We start from the raw sequence: 20,241 nt of genomic DNA, 5'->3' as shown, positions 1-20,241 counted from the left end.
TTATCGCATTGGAACATAACCTGCGAGCTTTTGTTTGTATGTATTTTGAAAGTAAATCATATAGTTGTAAATTAAATAATTTACTTCGTATCCGTAACGAATACCTGGTTGATAATCAATTCTCATTTCGTATAAATTTGGATCGTAACGTTGTGGTTGTGAAACACGGTTGTTCCATTCTGTTACGTATTGATAATTCTTGTTTTCAAGATAAGATAAGGAGTGATAATTTCGAGGAAACGCTCTCGAAGCTAGCCAAGTGCTAAAACCGTTGTCTATAATGATAACTTCATATTCTAAAGAATCATTTGCAATGCGTACAGTATCATTTACGGTTTTATTTTGTGTAGAAGGCGTGTTTGTTGCAACAGCATTTTTTGAAGCTGTAGAACATGCTATTATGGTAAACAAAAGAAGTAATATGTAAATACATTTTTTCATAACGCATAGTTTCGAGCTTAAATTTACGAATAAATGAGTAAAAGGAGTTGTTATTTAACAGTTTGTAATGAAAGGTTCTGAGTTTTAAAGGTACTGAGGTTATAAGATTTTTACTCTCAACTCTTAAAAGAAAAAGCTGTTTACGTCTTGTAAACAGCTTTTTTATTATTTTTAAATGACTTAGAACCTTAGCTTCTTAGAGCCTTAGTTCCTCAAAAAGAACTTATTTTCCAAACAATTTCCCTAGTAATCCACCTAAGCCTCCGCTTTTGCCTAAAGCCATTGCGTCTGCAACATCTACTTTTCCATCGGCATTTTGATCAAGGCCAAATTGCATTCCGTATTTATTAATGGTTTCCATAATGCCAGAAGCTTGTCCGCCATTTCCTGAAATAGCTCCGATAATATCAGATATTTGGAAACTACTATCATTAGGATCTTTTGCTTTGTTTACTAATGAACTTAAAATCTGCGGAATCATGCTTGAAGCTACACCAGATGATGTATCGCTGCTTAATCCAAATTTTTCACCAAGACTACCAGATAACTGTTGTGTTATTTGTTGAACAACAGGATTTGAACTGTCGATAGGTGAGTTTCCGCTAAACAGACTGGCAAGTTGTTCTCCGCCACCTTCTGAAGCAATTTTTTGCAATCCTGCAAATATTGAAGTACTCGTTTCGCTTATTACAGCTTCATTGTGTTCATTTGGGATAGCTGAATTGTTTACAACAGCAGACCCCCCGTATTGTTGTACTAATTGTGTTAATTGTTCAAACATGATTTAAAGAGTTTAAATTATACGCCAAATTTAATAAAAAAAGAAAGGGATTTACTACAAGCAAGTAGTAAATCCCTCTAAAGTTAATCTTTTTTTATTTACTTAGCTCAACAAAGTAATAATTTGTGAAGCTAATTCTGTACCAATTCTGTCTTGTGCCTCTCCAGTTGCAGCTCCAATGTGCGGAGTCAATGAAATTTTAGTGTGCATTAAGATTGCCATTTCTGGTTTTGGTTCACTTTCAAAAACATCTAAACCTGCAAAAGCAACTTTTCCAGAATCTAAAGCTTTTACTAAAGCTACTTCGTCAATAACACCACCACGAGCACAGTTTACGATTCCAACACCATCTTTCATGATTTCAAATTCTTTCTCACCAACGATGTAACCGTTTTGAGCAGGAACGTGTAATGTAATGAAATCAGCTTCTTTAAATAAAGACTCTAATGATTGAGAAACGATAGTTGTAGTGATAGATTGACCATCAAAAAACTCAACTTTTACATCAACTTGTGGGATAAAACTATCTGCAGCGATAACTTTCATACCTAAACCAAGCGCCATTTTTGCAGTAGCCTGACCAATACGGCCAATACCAACAATTCCTAGAGTTTTTCCTCTTAATTCAGTTCCGTTTGCATATGCTTTTTTCAAACCGTCAAAGTTTGAATCTCCTTCAAGAGGCATATTTCTATTAGAATCATGTAAAAAACGAACACCTGAAAATAAGTGTCCAAATACCAATTCAGCAACAGATTCTGATGATGAAGCCGGAGTATTAATTACATGAATTCCTTTGCTTTTTGCATAATCAACATCGATATTGTCCATACCAACACCACCACGACCAATAATTTTTAATCCTGGGCAAGCGTCGATAATATCTTTACGTACTTTAGTTGCACTACGAACTAAAACGACATCTACATTATTTTCATTCACAAAGTTAGCTACTTGTTCTTGAGCTACTTTTGTAGTTATAACTTCAAATCCACCTTTTTCTAAAGCTAGAATTCCACTTTTAGAAATTCCGTCATTGGCTAATACTTTCATTTTTGTGATATTTTGTTTATTTGGTTAATCGTTAAATTGTTTAATCGATGAACCAAGTATTATAGTTTTTCTTTTTTTTTGTTGTAAACTGAAAACAGAGAACGAAAACTAAACTTTAGATTCCAATGCTTTCATCACATCAACTAATACCTGAACACTTTCGATAGGCATAGCGTTGTAGATAGAAGCTCTGTAACCACCAACTGAACGGTGTCCTGGCAGTCCTGAAATTCCTGCTTCTTTCCATAAAGCATCAAAAGTTGTAGTATGATCAGCGTTGTTTAATAAGAAAGTAACATTCATTTTAGAACGATCTTCAACAGCTGCAGCACCTTTAAATAACGGGTTTCTGTCGATTTCAGTGTAAAGTAAATCAGCTTTTGCGTCGTTTAATTTTTCAACAGCAGCAATTCCACCTTTTTCTTTAATCCATTGTAAAGTTAATAACGAAACGTAAACAGCAAAAACAGGAGGAGTATTGTACATACTTTCTGCTTTAATATGTTTAGCGTAGTCTAACATACTTGGAATTGTTCTTCCGTTTTTCTCTAAGATTTCTTCTTTGATTACTACCAAAGTAGTTCCTGCAGGTCCCATATTTTTTTGAGCTCCGGCGTAGATTAAATCAAATTTAGAGAAATCTAAATTGCGAGAAAAGATATCAGAACTCATATCGCAAACAACAGGAATGTTGGTTGCTGGAAATTCTTTCATTTGAGTTCCAAAAATGGTATTGTTACTTGTACAGTGAAAATAATCAGCATCACTTGGTATTTCGTATCCTTTTGGAATATGGTTATAATTTTCTTCTTTTGAAGAACCTACGATAACAGTTTCTCCAAAAAACTTTGCTTCTTTTATAGCGGCAGTTGCCCAGGTTCCTGAATCTAAATAAGCAGCTTTGCCGTTTTCTTTCATCAAGTTATAAGGAGCCATTAAGAATGCTGTACTTGCACCACCTTGTAAAAATAATGCTTGATATCCTTTTCCTTGAAGTCCTAATAATTCTAAAGCAAGCGAACGAGCCTCATCCATAACAGCAACGAAATCTTTGCTTCGGTGCGAAATTTCAAGAATTGACAATCCTGAATCATTAAAATTTAAAACTGCTTTTGATGCCTTCTCAAAAACTTCCTGAGGTAAAATACTTGGTCCTGCGCTGTAGTTGTGTTTTTTCATGGTTGTTGTAAATAGTCGAAATTTTAAAGACGCAAATTTCGGCAATAGGAGCTTAAAAAGCGATAAATTATTCGAAATAATTAAACATATTTTTACTTTGTTGTTAACAAAAACGTTATAGTATCTACGTTATCTGCATAATCCCACAATTGAGGATTTTGAGTTTGCCCGAATGGAATACTATTTTTGATTAAATCATTGCTAACAATACACTGAATTTGTTCAGCATCAGCTTCAAGGCGAGTTTGTAAATCTTCGATATTTTCGTAGAATTCATAAAAAACACTCGAAATAGGTGAGGCGTAACTTGTGTCTTCTTTCAGGGTTAAAAAACCATTGTCTAACAACTTGAAATTACTCATTAAAAAAACGGCTTTATTATAGTCGTAATTATTGGCATATTTTTCATAATGAATGACATCCTGGTATTTGAAAATAGCTTCAAAAAAAGCAACAAATGAATAGTCCTTTGGAACAAAAAGCTTAGAAACATTGCGGCATCCTAAACCAAAATATCTAAAAATATCTTCGCCTAAAGCTTCCAGTTCTTCGTGTGTTTCTTTTCCGTTCAAAACCGCAACCGAATTTCTGTTTTTACGAATGATTGACGGTTTATCTTTAAAGTAATATTCAAAGTATCGGGCTGTATTATTACTTCCAGTGGCAATTACAGTATCGAAGTTTTCTAATTTGCCTTCCACGAAAGTGATTTTGTCTTTTAGACTTTCATCAACGGCAATTAAGTATTTAGCTAAAAAAGGTAATAAATGCTGATCGTTTGAAGATGTTTTAATTAATGCCTTGTTTCCGGTAATTAAAACCGATAAAAAATCGTGAAAACCAACTAACGGGATGTTTCCTGCTAAAATTAATGCAACAGTTTTTTCTGTTTTATTATCATTAACAGAGTCAACGGAATAGTTTGAAATCCATTTTTCAATGTTTTCTTCTGTTAAAGCGTTTGCCCATGATTGTATCGAAAAATACACTTGTTCAGGTGTGTACCAGCCATTATGAGATTGTGATAAATGTATCAGCTTTTCGAAATCTTCAAAAAATAAATCGTTGTGTAAAACATCCGATTTTTTAATTGTATTCGTTTCAGAGAATTGTTTTAAAAATTTCCCTAATTCAACAAAAACACTTTTTTTTGTTTCTAATGTCATAATGTTTGTTTATGAATTGTTTTGATTGTAATTTTGCACAAAAATAAGCTATATTACGTTATAAGGCAAAGTAGAATGAAATCTTTAGCATTTTAAACTCAAAGCCTTTAACTTTTAACATGTAACCAAGAACAAGATGGCAATAATTATAACTGACGAATGCATAAACTGTGGAGCTTGTGAACCAGAGTGCCCAAATACAGCAATTTATGAAGGAGCTGATGATTGGAGATATAAAGATGGAACCAAACTTTCAGGAAAAATAATTTTACCGGACGGAACTGAAGTGGATGCTGAGGATGCACAAACTCCAATTTCTGACGAGGTATATTATATCGTTCCGGGTAAATGTACAGAGTGTAAAGGTTTTCATGATGAGCCTCAATGTGCTGCTGTATGTCCTGTTGATTGTTGTGTACCAGATGATGATCACGTAGAAGATGAAGAAACGTTGTTGAATAGACAAGCGTTTTTACACGGTGAATAATACTATTTAAACTTTGAATATAAAGGAATCCTGAGCTCAATGCTCAGGATTTTTTTTATAAATATTTTTTTGTTTATACTCTATTGTATTGGTATTTAGTTATTTGTTGTGTGAATTTTTAATTTATTAATAATATTTTAATACTTTAGATGAAAAATTAACAACAGCCTATGAGGAGACTGATACTTTTATTGATTTTGGTATTTAATGCCAATGTTTTTGCTCAAAGTACAGAATATTCTATAATTGTAAAAGATATAGAAACGCAGTTGCCAATAGATAATGCAATGGTTGTAATAATGAAAACCAAGCAAGTCTTATTGAGTAATGAAGAAGGTAAGGTAACTTTTGTCTTAAATGGAGCTTCAAACGTTCAGATTTCTGAAATGAATTATGAAAATCTCACTGTTCGATGGGCTACTTTAAAAGAAGATGAATTTGTAGTTTATCTCAAAAACAAGAATAATAAGTTAGATGAAATTGTTTTGTCTAAAGAATCTCCACAAAAAATACTTCAAAAAATTGTTTCTACTTCAGCCAAAAAATTAACCACGCCTTATCGACTCAAAGTTTATGTTAGAGAGTTTTTTATGCTCGACAATAAATACTCTTATTATAATGATGGACTGGTAAATTTTCAATTCTCAGGCAACAAGAAAAAAGCAACGACAACATTGTTAGTTGAGCAAAACAGATCTTATGGTTTGCTGGAGACAGATGTAAGCGCTGATTTAAGAGGTTATAATTTGAATAATATAATGGAGAATTATTGTAATCTCAATTATTTTCAGCCTGTTTTAAATCCAAAAAATAAAAAGGAATACGATTATATTATAAAAGGACATCCTAATAATAAAAACTATTATATAATGAATATTACGCCTTTTGATAAAACTAAAAAAGGATTAGATAGTTTTGAGGTTGTTTATGATCCTGAAAAAAAGATAATTATAGAGTTTAGCTGCATTTTAAATCCTGCCAATCTTGATAAAATTGATGAAAAACCGGTGATAGGTTCTAAGAATGTGATAAAATCAATTGTAAAAGTAAATTATAGATTAGACGGCGCAGATTATTATGTTTTGAGTTCTAATGAAGAAATAGCGTACAATCTTACTTTAAAAGATCAAGTTAAAAACATTCAGGTTCGAAATAGTTTTGTAACGACCAATTTTAATAAGCAAAATTTCACTTATAATGAAAGCGACGTTTTTAAAGAAAAAACACTCTTTAATAAAAGGAATAAAATTCTAACGAATTACTGGGATATTTCAGGATTTACAGCCACCGACGAAGAAAAAGCGATAATAAAGGCATTAGATTTTAAGATGTAACGATTACAATCGAAACAAAAAAACCTGAGTATTGCACTCAGGTTTTTTGTTTTGTCTCTCAATTAAGAGATGTGTTGAGATTGTTTTGTTTAAAAATTAAATCCAAGTCGGGCATAGTAATAAGCACCGCTGAACCCCATTTGTACTGCATCCCAATATCCTCCGGCTTCAACCCAGTCATCTTGTTGGTCAGGATAAATGTTTAATAAATTGTTTGCACCGATGCTAATTTTAGTAGATTTTGAAACTTTAAAACCTAAAGTTAAATCGGTTACAATTTTTGCTCCATATGTATCAGTTGCTGCTTTCTTTTGATTAGCAAATACTTGTGCATCAGTTTCGGTTGGCGAAGTTCTGTAGTCTTCCGGGTCTTCATCCATTTGATAATCCAGCAGTTTTACTTCACTAAATCTTGTAAAAGCCAATCCTGCATCAAACCATTTTCTTCCGTAATTAAGGTTTAGTCCAAACTTACTTGGTGGTGCAGAAGCTAGTAAAAAGGCTTTATCACGTTCTCCAAAGAATGTTTTTTCGTCTAAATTGCCGTTTTTTACTTTGTCGATTTTCATATCGTTAATGTTTCCAACGAGAGTAGCTCCAAATCTGTTTTCGTTTATTGTTTTTTTCCAGGCAAAAACAACGTCCAAACCTGTTGTTTTTGTGTCAACACCATTTACAAAGAATTGAGCTTTGTCAATATTTCCAGGCAAAGCTGATGCATCAAAATAACCTGTTAATACAATTCTGTCTTTTACATTAATTAGATATCCGTCAATAGTAGCAGTAAAATCTCCAAAGTTGGCTGTAAAACCTAGAGAAGCGTTTACGGCCTTTTCTTCATTTAACTTCTGAATTCCAAAAGCTCTTGTTATTTCGCTATCATTAGGTGCCAGTAAAACTTCAGTTGCGCCTGCGGTGCTAAAATTTGTAAAACGCAAATTATAATAAATTTGCGCTAGTGATGGCGCGCGGAATCCGGTACTTACAGATCCTCTTAAATTAATGTGATCAGTAATTTTAAGTCGTGAAGCTAATTTTCCGTTAACAGTACTTCCAAAGTCACTATAGTTTTCGTAACGAACGGCTCCGCTAACCATCCAGGCTTCGGAGATATCTAACTCAGCATCTGTATATAAAGAAAAATTGGTGCGGCTTTTATTTACTTCGTTCAGCGGACTATATCCAGGAAAACCTTGAGAACCTCCTGGTCTAGGTTCACCAGATATTGGATCTATAGGTGCGCTTTGACTTGTTGGATCAGTAATAGGTTTGCCATTTGTGTCGTAAGTAGCATAAGAGCCTTCTTCTCCAGCAAAAATTTCAAATTTTTCCACTCTGAATTCAGCTCCAAAGGCTAAATTTAATCCACTAAGAATATCGCCATAGTTTTTAGAAACATCAAAATTGGTTGTGTTTTGGAGTAAACTATGTCCTCCGGCATCAAATTCAAGTGGAGATTTGTCTTCAAGAGAAGCATTTATAGTTCCCTTTATGTCATAATGAAATTTGTTTTGTCCTAAAGTATTACTGAAATCCATTTTCCATCCGCCGGAAGTTTCAGTTCTGATTCCTGCCGCAATAGAATTATCATTTATTTTTGATGTAATTCTAGGAGTATATCCTCCCGGATATATTGATTCTACAACTCTTTCGCCATCATTTCTTGTAAAAGCGTAGGCATCAGTATCTCTAAAATTACTTCCGCCAAAAGCGTAGAATTGTGTTTTTTCAGAGATTGGAACAGCGAAATTTACAAATAAATTTACACCTTGAATTTCAGCTTCTCCAAAACCTTTTCTAAAATCAAAACCGGGACGTAATGTTTTGTTTTTATTCAAAAATTCACCGGTAACATTAACATAACCACCTTTAGTTCCAATTGGGAGACCATAATTAGCGGATACTTTTAGAGAACCACCATCAAAATTTTGATCTTTGCCAAATGTATTTCCGTTACCGTGTTTGTCTAATCTGAAACCTTCTGTATTTGCAGTTCCTACAGGGAAATCTCCTTTTGCATCTGTGTTAAATGCACCATAAGTTACGGCTCCGGTAAATTCATTTACGTTATCGTTAGTTACAATATTGATAACTCCGGCAATCGCATCAGAGCCATATTGAGCAGCAGCACCATCTCTTAAAATCTCAATTCTTTTAATCGATGCAGCAGGAATAGCATTCAAATCTGTTCCTGTATTTCCGCGTCCGCGAGTTCCAAATAAATTGATAAGTGATGATTGATGTCTTCTTTTTCCGTTAATCAAAACCAAAGTCTGATCAGGACCCATACCTCTCAAAGAAGCCGGGTCAACGTGGTCTGCACCGTCAGAGCCTGATTGTTTGTTGGCATTAAATGAAGGGGCAACATATTGAAGTAACTCATTAATTTCCAGCTTACCGCTTTGTGTTGTAACATCCTTCACGTTAATTACATCGATAGGAACAGCAGAGTTCACAACTGTTCTTTTGGCATTTCTGGATCCAACGACAACAACATCATTCAAAATTTGGCCGCCACTTTGGTCTAATGTAATGTCGGTTTTATTGTTCGTAGCCGATTTTTCGACTGACGAGTAACCGATATAACTAAAAATTAACACTGCGCCTTCTTTTACTTTAATGATGTAACCACCTTCAAAATCAGTAGATACACCATTAGTAGTTCCTTTTTCAAGGATGTTTACACCAGGTAAAGGTGCGCCTGACTTGTCTTTTACAACTCCCGAAATTTCTTTTTGAGCAAAAAGAAACATCGTATTTAATAAAAATAGAAATAATGCAATCTTTTTCATAGTTACTTGAGTTTGGTTTGTTTTTTGGTTTTGTTCATTGTTAAATGTAGTGCTTTTTAACATAATTTTAATAAAAAGTTAAATTTTTTTAAAGTAACTATTTATAAAATACATTAATCGTCATATTTACTTCACTTACGAGCTATTAAATCTTATATTTGCAAAATTTTAAAGCCAAAAAATATCATTTTGGCAGAAACAGAAAAGCAATACGTAAATTATAAATCATTGAAGCAAGCTGTTATATATTAAGACAGAAGCATTAATGGGGAGACCTGAGAAATTTAGGTTTAAATAAAATAAATAGAAACAACAGATGAAAGCAGGAATTGTAGGATTACCAAATGTTGGAAAATCAACATTATTTAATTGTTTATCTAATGCAAAAGCGCAAAGTGCAAACTTTCCGTTTTGTACAATCGAACCTAATATTGGTGTTGTAAACGTTCCGGATCCAAGAATCAACAAGTTAGAAGAATTGGTAAAACCAGAGCGCGTGCAAATGGCAACAGTGGATATTGTTGATATCGCTGGTTTGGTAAAAGGAGCAAGTAAAGGCGAAGGTCTTGGAAATCAGTTTTTAGGAAACATTAGAGAGTGTAATGCTATTATTCACGTTTTGCGTTGTTTTGATAACGATAATATTGTTCACGTTGACGGAAACGTAAATCCAATTCGCGATAAAGAAACGATTGATATCGAATTGCAGTTAAAAGACTTAGAAACTGTTGAGAAACGTTTAGAAAAAGTAAACCGTGCTGCAAAAACCGGAAATAAAGAAGCGCAAACTGAAAAAGCACTTTTAGACAGAATTAGAGAAGCATTATTGCAAGCTAAATCGGCTCGTACTATTGTACCTCAAGGTAATGATGAAGAAGTTTTAATGGAATCTTTTCAATTGATTACTGCAAAACCAGTTTTATACGTTTGTAATGTTGACGAAAATTCAGCAGTAAACGGAAACAAATATGTAGATCAGGTTCGTGAATTAGTGAAAGACGAAGATGCTGAAGTTATTATTCTTTCAGTAGGAGCAGAGGCTGATATTACAGAATTAGAAAGCTACGAAGAGCGTCAGGTTTTTCTTGAAGATATGGGATTAACTGAGCCGGGAGCATCAGTTTTAATTCGTGCAGCTTACAAATTATTAAAACAACAAACGTATTTTACAGCAGGTGTAAAAGAAGTTCGTGCCTGGACAATCAACATTGGTTCTACAGCGCCACAAGCAGCTGGAGTTATCCACACTGATTTCGAAAAAGGATTCATTCGCGCAGAAGTTATTTCATACGAAGATTACGTTCAATACGGTTCAGAAGCAAAAGCAAAAGAAGCAGGAAAATTCAAAGTAGAAGGAAAAGAATATATCGTAAAAGACGGTGATGTAATGCACTTCCGTTTCAACGTATAATTTTTCTTTTTAGAAAATAGAATCAAGAATAAAGAGAATAGATTAAACTGCTGGAGAAATTCAGCAGTTTTTTTATGTTTTAAAAATAAACGTACTTATATCTTTGCATACAGTTTGTCATTTCGAAGAACGAGAAATCACACGCAAAACTCTACAATGATTGGCGATTTACTTTATGGATCTTCTAGTGTGATTTCTCGTTCCTCGAAATGACAAAAAAATGAGAGTTTGAATTTTTGGCTCAAAAATTGGTTACAACAAAAAAGACCTTTTTAATAACCTTAAAACAACCAAACAAATGCTAAAATCAACCTTTAAATTTCTAGGCTGGACATTCCTCGGAATCATTACTTTTCTAATTCTTTACATGATCTCAGTTTATCTGATTTCTAAAATCACCGTCAATTCAGATATTGCGCAAGTCGACGAAAAAGAGGCAATTCCTATTTACATACTTTCCAACGGAGTTCATACTGATATTGTCGTTCCTGTTGTTAACGAAATAAAAGACTGGCGTAACCAAATTCAATTCAGTCAAACACAATCTAAAGACAGTTTAGGGAATTTTATCGCATTTGGCTGGGGAGATAAAGGATTTTATCTCAATACTCCGGAATGGTCAGATTTAAAAGCAAGTACAGCTGCTAAAGCAATATTTGGAGTAAGTTCGTCAGCGATGCATACCACATTCTATAAAGGACTTGGTGAGAACGAAAACTGCAAACGTATTTTAATTTCAAAAGAAAACTACCAAAAGTTAGTCGACTATATAGCTGAAAGCTTCAATAATTCAGCAAATCCAGAATGGATTCAGGGCTACAGTTATGGAAAGAAAGATGCTTTTTATGAAGCAAAAGGAAGTTACAATCTTTTTTATACTTGCAATACTTGGGCAAATAGCGCATTAAAAGCGGCTAATCAAAAAGCAAGTTTATGGACAGTTTATGACAAGGGGATTTTCTGCCATTATAAATAAACTGGTTATTGAAGATTAAAATAGAAGTAGAAAGCAAAAGTCAACATGGTCAAAATGTAATATTTATCCAAAAAACAACAATACAGTTTTTTGGATTATTCCCTAAATTTGAGAGAATATCAAAAACTAGCCCTGTGGAAAAGCAAAATATTTTATCAAAAACCTGGTATTTACTAAAAACGACTTTTTTAGAATTTAACGATGATAATGCTATTAAACTTAGTGCGGCATTGTCATATTATACCATATTTGCATTGCCTCCTTTATTGATTATCATCATTACAATTTGTGGATTCTTTTTTGGAGAAGAAGCAGTAACCGGAGAACTCTACGGACAAATTAACAGATTAGTAGGTAACGAGGCCGCAATTCAAATTCAGGATGCGATAAAAAATGTTCAGTTGTCTGATAGTAATGTTTTTGTAACTGTTTTTGGAGTTGTAATGCTACTAATAGGAGCTTCCGGAGTTTTTGCTGAAATTCAAAGTTCTATTAATTTTATTTGGGGATTACGTGCTAAGCCCAATAAAGGTTTAAAAAAGTTCATTCAAAACAGAATCATGTCTTTTTCGATGATCGTTTCAGTTGGGTTTTTAATGTTGGTTAGTTTAATGGTAAATGCAACTTTAGACCTCTTAAACTCAAGGCTAAAAATATATTTAGAAGACAGTACCGTATATTTATTTTATGTCTTAAATTTAATAATCGTTTTAGCCAGTATCACATTGCTTTTCGCAATTATATTCCGAACTTTACCAGACGGAATCATAAAATGGAAAGATGCTTTTATTGGTGCCGGATGTACAGCTGTACTTTTTATGATTGGTAAATTTGCAATCGGATTTTATTTAGGAAATTCGACTATTGCAAGTGTATATGGCGCAGCAGGTTCTATTATAATAATATTGGTTTGGGTATATTATTCGGCTATTATTTTATATTTTGGAGCCGAGTTTACTAAAGTGTATGCCAAATCATATGGAGGGCAAATTGCTCCAAACGAATACTCTGTAGAAATAAAAAAAGAGATTTTTGAAATTAAAAAATAAAACCATTATGAAAATTGTAGCCTTTGGAGGAAGTAACAGTCAACATTCGATCAACAAACATTTGGCTACTTATGCCGCAAGTTTATTTGAAAATGCCGAAGTTGAAGTTTTAGATTTAAATGATTTTGCGATGCCCCTTTTTAGTGTCGATCTTGAAAAAGAAGTTGGTCAGCATGAACTTGCAAAAGCATTTCTAAAAAAAATAGAAAGTGCAGATCTTTTAGTAGTTTCTCTGGCAGAAAATAATGGAAATTATTCGTCAGCCTTCAAAAATCTATTCGACTGGTGTTCCAGAATAATGAAAGATATTTTTCAGCAGAAACAGATGTTATTACTGGCAACTTCACCAGGAGCAAGAGGTGGTGCATCAGTTTTAGAAATTGCAAATAATGCGTTGCCAAGATATGGAGCACAAATAAAAGCTACTTTTTCGTTACCTGCTTTCAATGCTAATTTTGATTTAGAGGAAAATAAAATCTCAAATACAGAGTTAGATAAAGAACTAAAAGACGTAATAAAGTCCAGTTTTTAATCCATGATTCTAAAAAAGTTTGTTTTTATATTTCTTTTCATAAATGTTGTTTTTCTGCATTCATCGTATGGTCAAAAATACAATGAGGTTGACAGGATTGTCGCAAAATATCCAAAGAACTTTAGTACAATTGAACAATTAGCCGATAAAATCAAAATTGATTTTACTTCTGATTATGATAGAGCAAGAGCAATTTATACTTGGATTGCTCTCAATATAAAGTATGATTACGCTTCTTTTTTAAATCCGCCAAGATCGCAAGGTTTCAGTTATTCTACGGAGGCAGAAAAAAGAAGAAAGATTCAGCAGCTCAAGGATAAATTGATTCTAAAAACATTTACTTCTCAAAAAGCAGTTTGCGAAGGCTTTACGGCCTTGTACCAATATTTGGCAGAACTTACAGGATTAAAATCAGAAATAATTCGTGGAGATTCTAAAACAAGATTAGAAGATATTGGTCGAAAAAACACTTCTTCAAATCATGCTTGGAATATAGTTTTGATTGATAAAAAATGGAGATTGCTAGATGTTACCTGGGGACAAGGTTATTATGATAGTGGTAAAGGAAGAATGGTAAATGACTTTAATGCTGTTTATTTTGATACAAATCCGGATTATTTTTTTGCTAAGCATTTTCCTGATTCGGGTTCTTATTTGGGAAATAAATTAAGTAAAGAGGAGTTTTTGAACGGACCATTACTTTATAATAAAACTATTGAACGCGATTATAAAATTGAATCACCAAATTCCGGAATAATTGAAGCAAAATATGGCGATAAAATAACGATTGAAATCAAAAATATTTCAAAATCGGATGTTGTTTTCTACTTGAATAAAAAAAATCAGCCAGTTAAAATTCAAAATTCAAAAGAAAAACGTGGTGGTTTAGAATTTCAAATTGCTTATAGTAAAAGTATAGGTGATTATATTACGATTTATGTAGATACATTTAGTATCGTGTCATTTAAAGTAATTCGAAAATAGTTTTGCAGAGATAAGATGTTCTACTTTTATTGATTTGCCGTATCTTTAGCAATTAAGAATATTATAGTAGCCAGAATATGGAAACAACTTTTTTGAAATCGATTTTAGATAATGATTTCTATAAATTTACAATGCAGCATGCTGTAATAAAGCTTTTTCCGAAGGCAAAAGTGCGTTATGGTTTTATTAACCGCGGTAAACATATTTTTCCGCCAGGTTTTGCAGATCAACTTAGAAAATCAGTTGATGCATTGGCAGATTTACGACTGACAAAAGAGGAAAAAAAGTATTTATCACATCATTGTCCTTATCTTGATCCCACTTATTTAGATTTTTTACAAGGATATAGTTTTGATCCGTCTGAAATTGAAATTACTCAGGAAGGTTCAGAAATTCAGGTTGTTATTGAAGGATTTTGGTATCGTACTATTTTGTGGGAAGTGCCTTTAATGGCATTAATTTCAGAACTTTTTTATAAAGCCAATCATCTAATTCGTCTCAATGATGAAGCTATAAAAAAACTTACCAAAGATAAAATTGATAATTATAACAAACTTGGAGTTTCGATTTTAGAGTTTGGTACAAGACGACGCCATTCATACGATGTTCATGTTTTGATAAATGAGACACTGCAGACTTTTGGTGCGCAAAGCTTCATAGGAACGAGTAATGTGCATTTTGCGATGGTCAATAATAAACGACCTTTAGGAACTCATGCGCATGAATGGTTTATGTTTCATGCGGCTCAATTTGGGTTTAAAATGGCAAATTTAATAAGTCTCGAACATTGGACACAAGTTTACGGAGGTGATCTCGGAATTGCCTTAACAGATACCTACACAACAGATGTTTTTTTCGAACAATTTGATAAAAAATATTCTAAACTTTTTGATGGAGTTCGTCACGATAGTGGAGACCCTATAGAGTTTGCGCAAAAAGTAATTTCGCATTACATCAAAATGGGAATTGACCCAAAGTCAAAAGTGATTGTTTTCTCGGATTCTTTAAATTTTGAAAAAGTAAAAAGCATAACTGATTTTTGTAAAGATAAAATTAAAATGTCGTTTGGAATTGGAACCAATTTCACCAATGATGTAGGTTTACCAGCAATGAATATGGTGATAAAATTGACAGAAGTTAAGCTTGATAATACCCATTGGCAAGGAGTAGTAAAACTTTCTGACGAAAAAAACAAAAATACGGGAACTCCCGAAATGATTGCTTTGGCAAAAGAAGTACTCGGAATAAAATAGATTTTTTTGTTGAAAATGCAGTTTTTTTATAATTTAACGCCACTATTATTTTAAAATCAATTTAAATAGAATTCAAAACTGTTATTATTCATAACAAAAAAGTAATACGCTTTTATTTTTTGACTATAAATGGTACATTAGCCAAAAATCCAATTTACTTTATGCTAGAGCAAAATCAATATACCGAAGATAACATTCGATCACTCGATTGGAAAGAACATATTCGTATGCGTCCCGGAATGTATATCGGGAAATTGGGAGATGGATCTTCGCCGGATGATGGTATTTATATTCTTCTAAAAGAGGTTTTAGATAACTGTATCGATGAATTCGTTATGGGTTCTGGAAAAACTATTGAGGTAACGATCAAAGACAAAACGGTTTCAGTTCGTGATTACGGACGTGGAATTCCGTTAGGAAAAGTGGTTGATGTAGTTTCTAAAATGAACACAGGAGGAAAGTACGATTCTAAAGCTTTCCAGAAATCAGTAGGTCTAAACGGTGTCGGAACGAAGGCAGTAAACGCTTTGTCTAACTATTTTCGTGTAGAATCTGTTCGTGATGATAAACAAAAAGGAGCAGAATTTTCAGCAGGAAATTTAGTTTTGGAAGAAGATATAATTGAGACAACGAAGCGAAAAGGAACAAAAGTAACTTTTACGCCAGATGAATCAATTTTTAAAAATTACAAATTCCGTATGGAATATGTAATTAAAATGGTTAAAAACTATTGTTACTTAAACAATGGTTTGACAATCATTTTTAACGGAGAAAAATATTACTCAGAAAATGGACTTCGCGATTTATTAGAAGAAACCATCAATGAAGATGATTTAGAATATCCGATTATTCACTTGAAAGATCATGATATTGAAATCGCTTTAACGCACAGTAAAACGCAATATAGCGAAGAATATCACTCTTTTGTCAATGGTCAGAATACAACGCAGGGAGGAACGCACTTAGCGGCTTACAGAGAAGCGATTGTTAAAACCATCCGTGAGTTTTACAACAAAAACTTTGAAGCATCTGACGTTCGTAAATCGATTGTGAGTGCGATTAGTATCAAGGTTATGGAACCTGTTTTCGAATCGCAAACCAAAACCAAGTTAGGATCAACAGACATGGGTTCTGATGATGGAACTCCGGCGATTTCAGTCCGTACTTTTGTAAATGACTTTGTAAAAAATAAATTAGACAATTATTTACATAAAAATCCTCCAACTGCAGAAGCTTTATTGCGTAAAATTCTACAGGCCGAAAGAGAACGTAAAGAATTATCAGGAATTAGAAAGTTAGCGACAGATCGCGCTAAAAAAGCGAATCTTCATAATAAAAAATTAAGAGATTGCCGCGCGCATCTTCCAGATACAAAAAACCCAAGAAACTTAGAGAGTACGCTTTTTATCACCGAGGGAGATTCGGCTTCCGGATCGATTACAAAGTCGCGTGACGTGAATACACAAGCTGTTTTCAGTTTACGTGGAAAGCCTTTGAACTCCTACGGAATGAGTAAAAAGATTGTGTATGAAAATGAGGAATTTAATTTATTGCAAGCCGCTTTAGATATTGAAGACGGACTGGAAAAATTGCGTTACAACAACATCGTAATCGCAACCGATGCCGATGTCGATGGAATGCACATTCGTTTGTTGTTGATTACTTTCTTTTTGCAATTTTTTCCTGAATTAATCAAAGAAGGACATTTATATATCTTGCAAACACCACTTTTCAGGGTTCGAAATAAAAAAGAAACAATCTATTGTTATTCAGACGAAGAAAGAAGAGATGCGATTGAAAAATTAAAACCAAAACCAGAAATCACCCGATTTAAAGGTTTGGGAGAGATTTCGCCAGATGAGTTCAAGAATTTCATTGGAGAAACCATTCGACTTGACCCAATTATGATGGATAAAAATACTTCGATCGAGCAATTACTGTCTTTCTACATGGGGAAAAATACTCCGGACAGACAAGAGTTCATTATCAAGAATTTGAAAGTGGAGTTGGACGCGGTTGAGGAAGTTTAAAAGATAGAATTATAGAAGAATTTTTTAGTAGTTATACTGAACAAAATATATGAAAGACGAAGAAGACGATAACATAATTCCAAACGACGACGAGAATAATTCAGAAGAAAATCCGATTGATGATAATCAAGATGGAGAAGAAGATGAAATTATTAACGTAGATGCTAAACATTTTGAAGGACAGCATTTTTACGAGAATAACGAAGAAGATGGTCAGGATACGATTACGAAAGTAACCGGAATGTACAAAGACTGGTTCTTAGATTATGCTTCGTACGTAATTCTAGAGCGTGCAGTTCCGGCAATTGAAGATGGTTTTAAACCAGTTCAGCGTCGTATTATGCACTCGCTAAAAGAGTTGGATGATGGTCGTTACAATAAAGTTGCCAATGTTGTAGGACACACTATGCAGTATCACCCACACGGAGATGCGAGTATTGGTGATGCAATGGTACAAATTGGTCAAAAAGATTTATTAATTGATTGCCAGGGAAACTGGGGAAATATCTTAACAGGCGATGGAGCTGCGGCTTCTCGTTATATTGAGGCACGTTTATCTAAATTTGCTTTGGAGGTTCTGTATTCTCCAAAAATTACCGATTGGGGTGTTTCGTATGATGGTCGTCGTGCAGAACCAAATAATCTTCCGGTAAAGTTTCCGTTGCTATTAGCACAAGGAGCTGAGGGAATTGCGGTTGGTCTTTCGACTAAAGTTTTGCCTCACAACTTCAATGAATTAATTGATGCTTCAATCAAGATCTTAAAAGGAAAAGCATTTACATTATATCCTGATTTCATGACACAAGGTATTGCTGACGTGTCTAATTATAATGACGGATTGCGTGGTGGACGTGTACGTGTACGTGCAAAAATTGCGCAATTAGATAAGAATACGTTGGTGATCACGCAAATTCCATTTTCTACCAACACTACGACTTTGATTGACAGTATTTTGAAAGCCAATGAAAAAGGTAAAATCAAAATCAAGAAAATCGAAGACAATACAGCGGCCGATGTTGAGATTTTAATTCATCTTTTTCCGGGTGTTTCACCAGATAAAACAATTGATGCTTTGTTTGCCTTTACAGCTTGCGAAACATCTGTTGCGCCTTTAGGTTGCGTTATTGAAGACAATAAACCTTTGTTTATAGGAGTTTCTGAAATGTTGAAGATTTCGACACATAGAACAGTTGATTTACTTAAACAAGAATTAGAAATTCAATTAGAAGAATTAAAAAACAAATGGCATTTTTCTACTTTAGAAAAAATCTTCATTCGTGAAGAGATGTACATTGATTTCAAATTATATTCTGACAGAGAATCACTTTATAAATATTTATACGACCGATTTGAGCCTTTCAAAAAATCATTCGTCAGAGAAATCAACGATGAAGATTTACAGCGTTTGACTCAAATTCCGATGATTCGTATTACTCGTTTCGATTCTGATAAAGCCGATGATTTTATCGCTAAGTTAGAAGATGAAATGAAAGAAGTAGAGCATCATCTAGAAAATCTAACTGATTTTGCAATTGCTTATTTTACGAAATTAAAAGAGAAATACGGAAAAGGCCGCGAACGCCAGACCGAACTTCGTGTTTTTGATAACGTTGAGGCTACAAAAGTAGTTTTGCGAAATACAAAACTATATGTAAACCGCGAAGAAGGCTTCGTAGGAACGAGTTTGAAGAAAGATGAATATGTAGGTGATTGTTCAGATATTGATGATGTAATTGTGTTTTTACGCGATGGAACATTAATGATTACAAAAGTCGATTCTAAAACATTTATAGGAAAAGATATTATACATGTTGCCGTTTTTGATAAGAGCGATAAACGTACCATTTATAATATGATGTATCGTGATGGTAAATCAGGTCCTTCATATATCAAACGTTTCAATGTTAGTGGAGTAACACGTGATAAGGCTTACGATTTGACAAATGGAACAAATGGTTCGCAGGTCGTTTATTTTTCACATAACCCGAATGGTGAAGCTGAGGTTGTTACCATTTTATTACGCCAGATTGGAACAATTAAAAAACTAAAATTCGATATTGATTTTGCAAAATTGGCTATTAAAGGCCGTGCGTCAAAAGGAAATTTGGTTACCAAATATCCAATCAAGAAAATAGAATTAAAAGAAAAAGGAATTTCGACTTTACTGCCAAGAAAAGTTTGGTTTGATGATACCGTAAAACGTTTAAATGTAGATGCAAGAGGTGAATTATTGGGTGAATTTAAGCCAAGTGATAAAATTTTGATAATCAGTCAGACGGGGAAACTAAAAGTTATTATTCCGGAATTATCAACTCATTTTGAGGAAGATATGATTGTTTTAGAGAAATGGAAGCCTAAGAAACCAATTTCGGCTATTTATTATGATGGAGAAAAAGAGCGCTATTACTTGAAACGTTTCTTGGTTGAAACCGAAAAGGAGGAAAGCTTTATTACCGAACATCCAAATTCGCAATTAGAAATTGTATCAACAGATTATCGTCCGCTGGCACAATTGGTTTTTGCAAAAGTAAAAGGAGTTCAGAAAGAAGATTTACATATTGATGTTGAAGATTTTATTGCTGTAAAAGGAATTAAAGCATTAGGAAATCAACTTACAGCTGATAAATTAAAGCAAGTTAATTTGTTAGATCCATTACCTTATGAAGAACCAATCGAAGAAGTTCCTGAAAAACCTGAATTACCAGAAGATGATTCAGTTGAAACAGAATTAGATGATGACGGCCAAATTGGATTGGTTTTAGAATAAAAACAG

16 protein-coding genes are annotated in these 20,241 nt (G+C 33.5%); 10 read left to right on the top strand and 6 right to left on the bottom strand.

The window, feature by feature from the left end; all coding sequences use genetic code 11:
• The 5 genes from ACHRVZ_RS03625 to ACHRVZ_RS03605 form a co-directional block, all read right to left on the bottom strand.
• Window positions 1-441, bottom strand: coding sequence for a DUF6146 family protein (locus tag ACHRVZ_RS03625; protein ID WP_395420815.1), 441 nt, complete (start codon window positions 439-441; stop codon window positions 1-3).
• 223 nt (window positions 442-664) lie between these two features.
• Complete coding sequence (locus ACHRVZ_RS03620) at window positions 665-1,222, bottom strand: hypothetical protein (protein WP_395420814.1); 558 nt, start codon at window positions 1,220-1,222, stop codon at window positions 665-667.
• 102 nt (window positions 1,223-1,324) lie between these two features.
• On the bottom strand, window positions 1,325-2,275 hold the full coding sequence (locus ACHRVZ_RS03615; protein WP_395420813.1) for a D-2-hydroxyacid dehydrogenase: 951 nt from the start codon (window positions 2,273-2,275) through the stop codon (window positions 1,325-1,327).
• 108 nt (window positions 2,276-2,383) lie between these two features.
• A complete protein-coding gene (gene serC, locus ACHRVZ_RS03610) occupies window positions 2,384-3,454 on the bottom strand; it encodes a 3-phosphoserine/phosphohydroxythreonine transaminase (RefSeq protein ID WP_395420812.1) in 1,071 nt (356 codons plus the stop codon).
• 92 nt (window positions 3,455-3,546) lie between these two features.
• Window positions 3,547-4,620, bottom strand: coding sequence for an acyl-CoA reductase (locus ACHRVZ_RS03605; protein WP_395420811.1), 1,074 nt, complete (start codon window positions 4,618-4,620; stop codon window positions 3,547-3,549).
• A gap of 136 nt (window positions 4,621-4,756) precedes the next feature.
• Between ACHRVZ_RS03605 and ACHRVZ_RS03600 the strand changes: the two genes are divergently transcribed.
• On the top strand, window positions 4,757-5,107 hold the full coding sequence (locus ACHRVZ_RS03600; protein WP_395420810.1) for a 4Fe-4S dicluster domain-containing protein: 351 nt from the start codon (window positions 4,757-4,759) through the stop codon (window positions 5,105-5,107).
• A gap of 170 nt (window positions 5,108-5,277) precedes the next feature.
• Complete coding sequence (locus ACHRVZ_RS03595) at window positions 5,278-6,441, top strand: hypothetical protein (RefSeq protein WP_395420809.1); 1,164 nt, start codon at window positions 5,278-5,280, stop codon at window positions 6,439-6,441.
• 89 nt (window positions 6,442-6,530) lie between these two features.
• On the opposite strand, the gene ACHRVZ_RS03590 is transcribed toward ACHRVZ_RS03595, so the two are convergent.
• A complete protein-coding gene (locus ACHRVZ_RS03590) occupies window positions 6,531-9,233 on the bottom strand; it encodes a TonB-dependent receptor domain-containing protein (RefSeq protein WP_395420808.1) in 2,703 nt (900 codons plus the stop codon).
• Between the two features lie 316 nt (window positions 9,234-9,549).
• On the opposite strand from ACHRVZ_RS03590, the gene ychF reads away from it, so the two are divergent.
• The 8 genes from ychF to ACHRVZ_RS03550 all read left to right on the top strand — a co-directional run bounded on the left by ychF (window position 9,550) and on the right by ACHRVZ_RS03550 (window position 20,235).
• Window positions 9,550-10,644: a redox-regulated ATPase YchF gene (gene ychF, locus ACHRVZ_RS03585; RefSeq protein ID WP_041518049.1), complete on the top strand. Its 1,095-nt coding sequence runs from the start codon at window positions 9,550-9,552 to the stop codon at window positions 10,642-10,644.
• Between the two features lie 298 nt (window positions 10,645-10,942).
• Entirely contained in the window at window positions 10,943-11,620 is a 678-nt protein-coding gene (locus ACHRVZ_RS03580) for a TIGR02117 family protein (RefSeq protein WP_395420807.1), read from the top strand.
• A gap of 134 nt (window positions 11,621-11,754) precedes the next feature.
• Window positions 11,755-12,669: a YihY/virulence factor BrkB family protein gene (locus ACHRVZ_RS03575; RefSeq protein ID WP_395420805.1), complete on the top strand. Its 915-nt coding sequence runs from the start codon at window positions 11,755-11,757 to the stop codon at window positions 12,667-12,669.
• Between the two features lie 7 nt (window positions 12,670-12,676).
• Complete coding sequence (locus ACHRVZ_RS03570; protein ID WP_395420804.1) at window positions 12,677-13,201, top strand: NADPH-dependent FMN reductase; 525 nt, start codon at window positions 12,677-12,679, stop codon at window positions 13,199-13,201.
• A gap of 3 nt (window positions 13,202-13,204) precedes the next feature.
• Entirely contained in the window at window positions 13,205-14,185 is a 981-nt protein-coding gene (locus tag ACHRVZ_RS03565) for a transglutaminase domain-containing protein (RefSeq protein ID WP_395420803.1), read from the top strand.
• 77 nt (window positions 14,186-14,262) lie between these two features.
• Entirely contained in the window at window positions 14,263-15,438 is a 1,176-nt protein-coding gene (pncB, locus tag ACHRVZ_RS03560) for a nicotinate phosphoribosyltransferase (RefSeq protein WP_395420802.1), read from the top strand.
• Window positions 15,439-15,599: 161 nt separating this feature from the next.
• Window positions 15,600-17,468 (top strand): DNA topoisomerase IV subunit B, encoded by a 1,869-nt coding sequence (locus ACHRVZ_RS03555; protein ID WP_395420801.1) that lies wholly within the window; start codon window positions 15,600-15,602, stop codon window positions 17,466-17,468.
• A 49-nt stretch (window positions 17,469-17,517) separates the two neighbouring features.
• On the top strand, window positions 17,518-20,235 hold the full coding sequence (locus tag ACHRVZ_RS03550; protein ID WP_395420800.1) for a DNA gyrase/topoisomerase IV subunit A: 2,718 nt from the start codon (window positions 17,518-17,520) through the stop codon (window positions 20,233-20,235).
• The last annotated feature ends 6 nt before the right edge of the window (window positions 20,236-20,241 follow it).

Source organism: Flavobacterium sp. FlaQc-57 (assembly GCF_044007395.1).
GTDB lineage: Bacteria > Bacteroidota > Bacteroidia > Flavobacteriales > Flavobacteriaceae > Flavobacterium.
Note: the sequence above shows the minus strand (reverse complement) of the source record. Positions and strands in the feature narration are given on the sequence as shown.

Coding starts and splice junctions, on each gene's coding strand:
- ACHRVZ_RS03625 (WP_395420815.1), bottom strand. CDS start 441: ATGAAAAAATGTATTTACATATTACTTCTTTTGTTTACCATAATAGCA.
- ACHRVZ_RS03620 (WP_395420814.1), bottom strand. CDS start 1,222: ATGTTTGAACAATTAACACAATTAGTACAACAATACGGGGGGTCTGCT.
- ACHRVZ_RS03615 (WP_395420813.1), bottom strand. CDS start 2,275: ATGAAAGTATTAGCCAATGACGGAATTTCTAAAAGTGGAATTCTAGCT.
- serC (WP_395420812.1), bottom strand. CDS start 3,454: ATGAAAAAACACAACTACAGCGCAGGACCAAGTATTTTACCTCAGGAA.
- ACHRVZ_RS03605 (WP_395420811.1), bottom strand. CDS start 4,620: ATGACATTAGAAACAAAAAAAAGTGTTTTTGTTGAATTAGGGAAATTT.
- ACHRVZ_RS03600 (WP_395420810.1), top strand. CDS start 4,757: ATGGCAATAATTATAACTGACGAATGCATAAACTGTGGAGCTTGTGAA.
- ACHRVZ_RS03595 (WP_395420809.1), top strand. CDS start 5,278: ATGAGGAGACTGATACTTTTATTGATTTTGGTATTTAATGCCAATGTT.
- ACHRVZ_RS03590 (WP_395420808.1), bottom strand. CDS start 9,233: ATGAAAAAGATTGCATTATTTCTATTTTTATTAAATACGATGTTTCTT.
- ychF (WP_041518049.1), top strand. CDS start 9,550: ATGAAAGCAGGAATTGTAGGATTACCAAATGTTGGAAAATCAACATTA.
- ACHRVZ_RS03580 (WP_395420807.1), top strand. CDS start 10,943: ATGCTAAAATCAACCTTTAAATTTCTAGGCTGGACATTCCTCGGAATC.
- ACHRVZ_RS03570 (WP_395420804.1), top strand. CDS start 12,677: ATGAAAATTGTAGCCTTTGGAGGAAGTAACAGTCAACATTCGATCAAC.
- ACHRVZ_RS03565 (WP_395420803.1), top strand. CDS start 13,205: ATGATTCTAAAAAAGTTTGTTTTTATATTTCTTTTCATAAATGTTGTT.
- pncB (WP_395420802.1), top strand. CDS start 14,263: ATGGAAACAACTTTTTTGAAATCGATTTTAGATAATGATTTCTATAAA.
- ACHRVZ_RS03555 (WP_395420801.1), top strand. CDS start 15,600: ATGCTAGAGCAAAATCAATATACCGAAGATAACATTCGATCACTCGAT.
- ACHRVZ_RS03550 (WP_395420800.1), top strand. CDS start 17,518: ATGAAAGACGAAGAAGACGATAACATAATTCCAAACGACGACGAGAAT.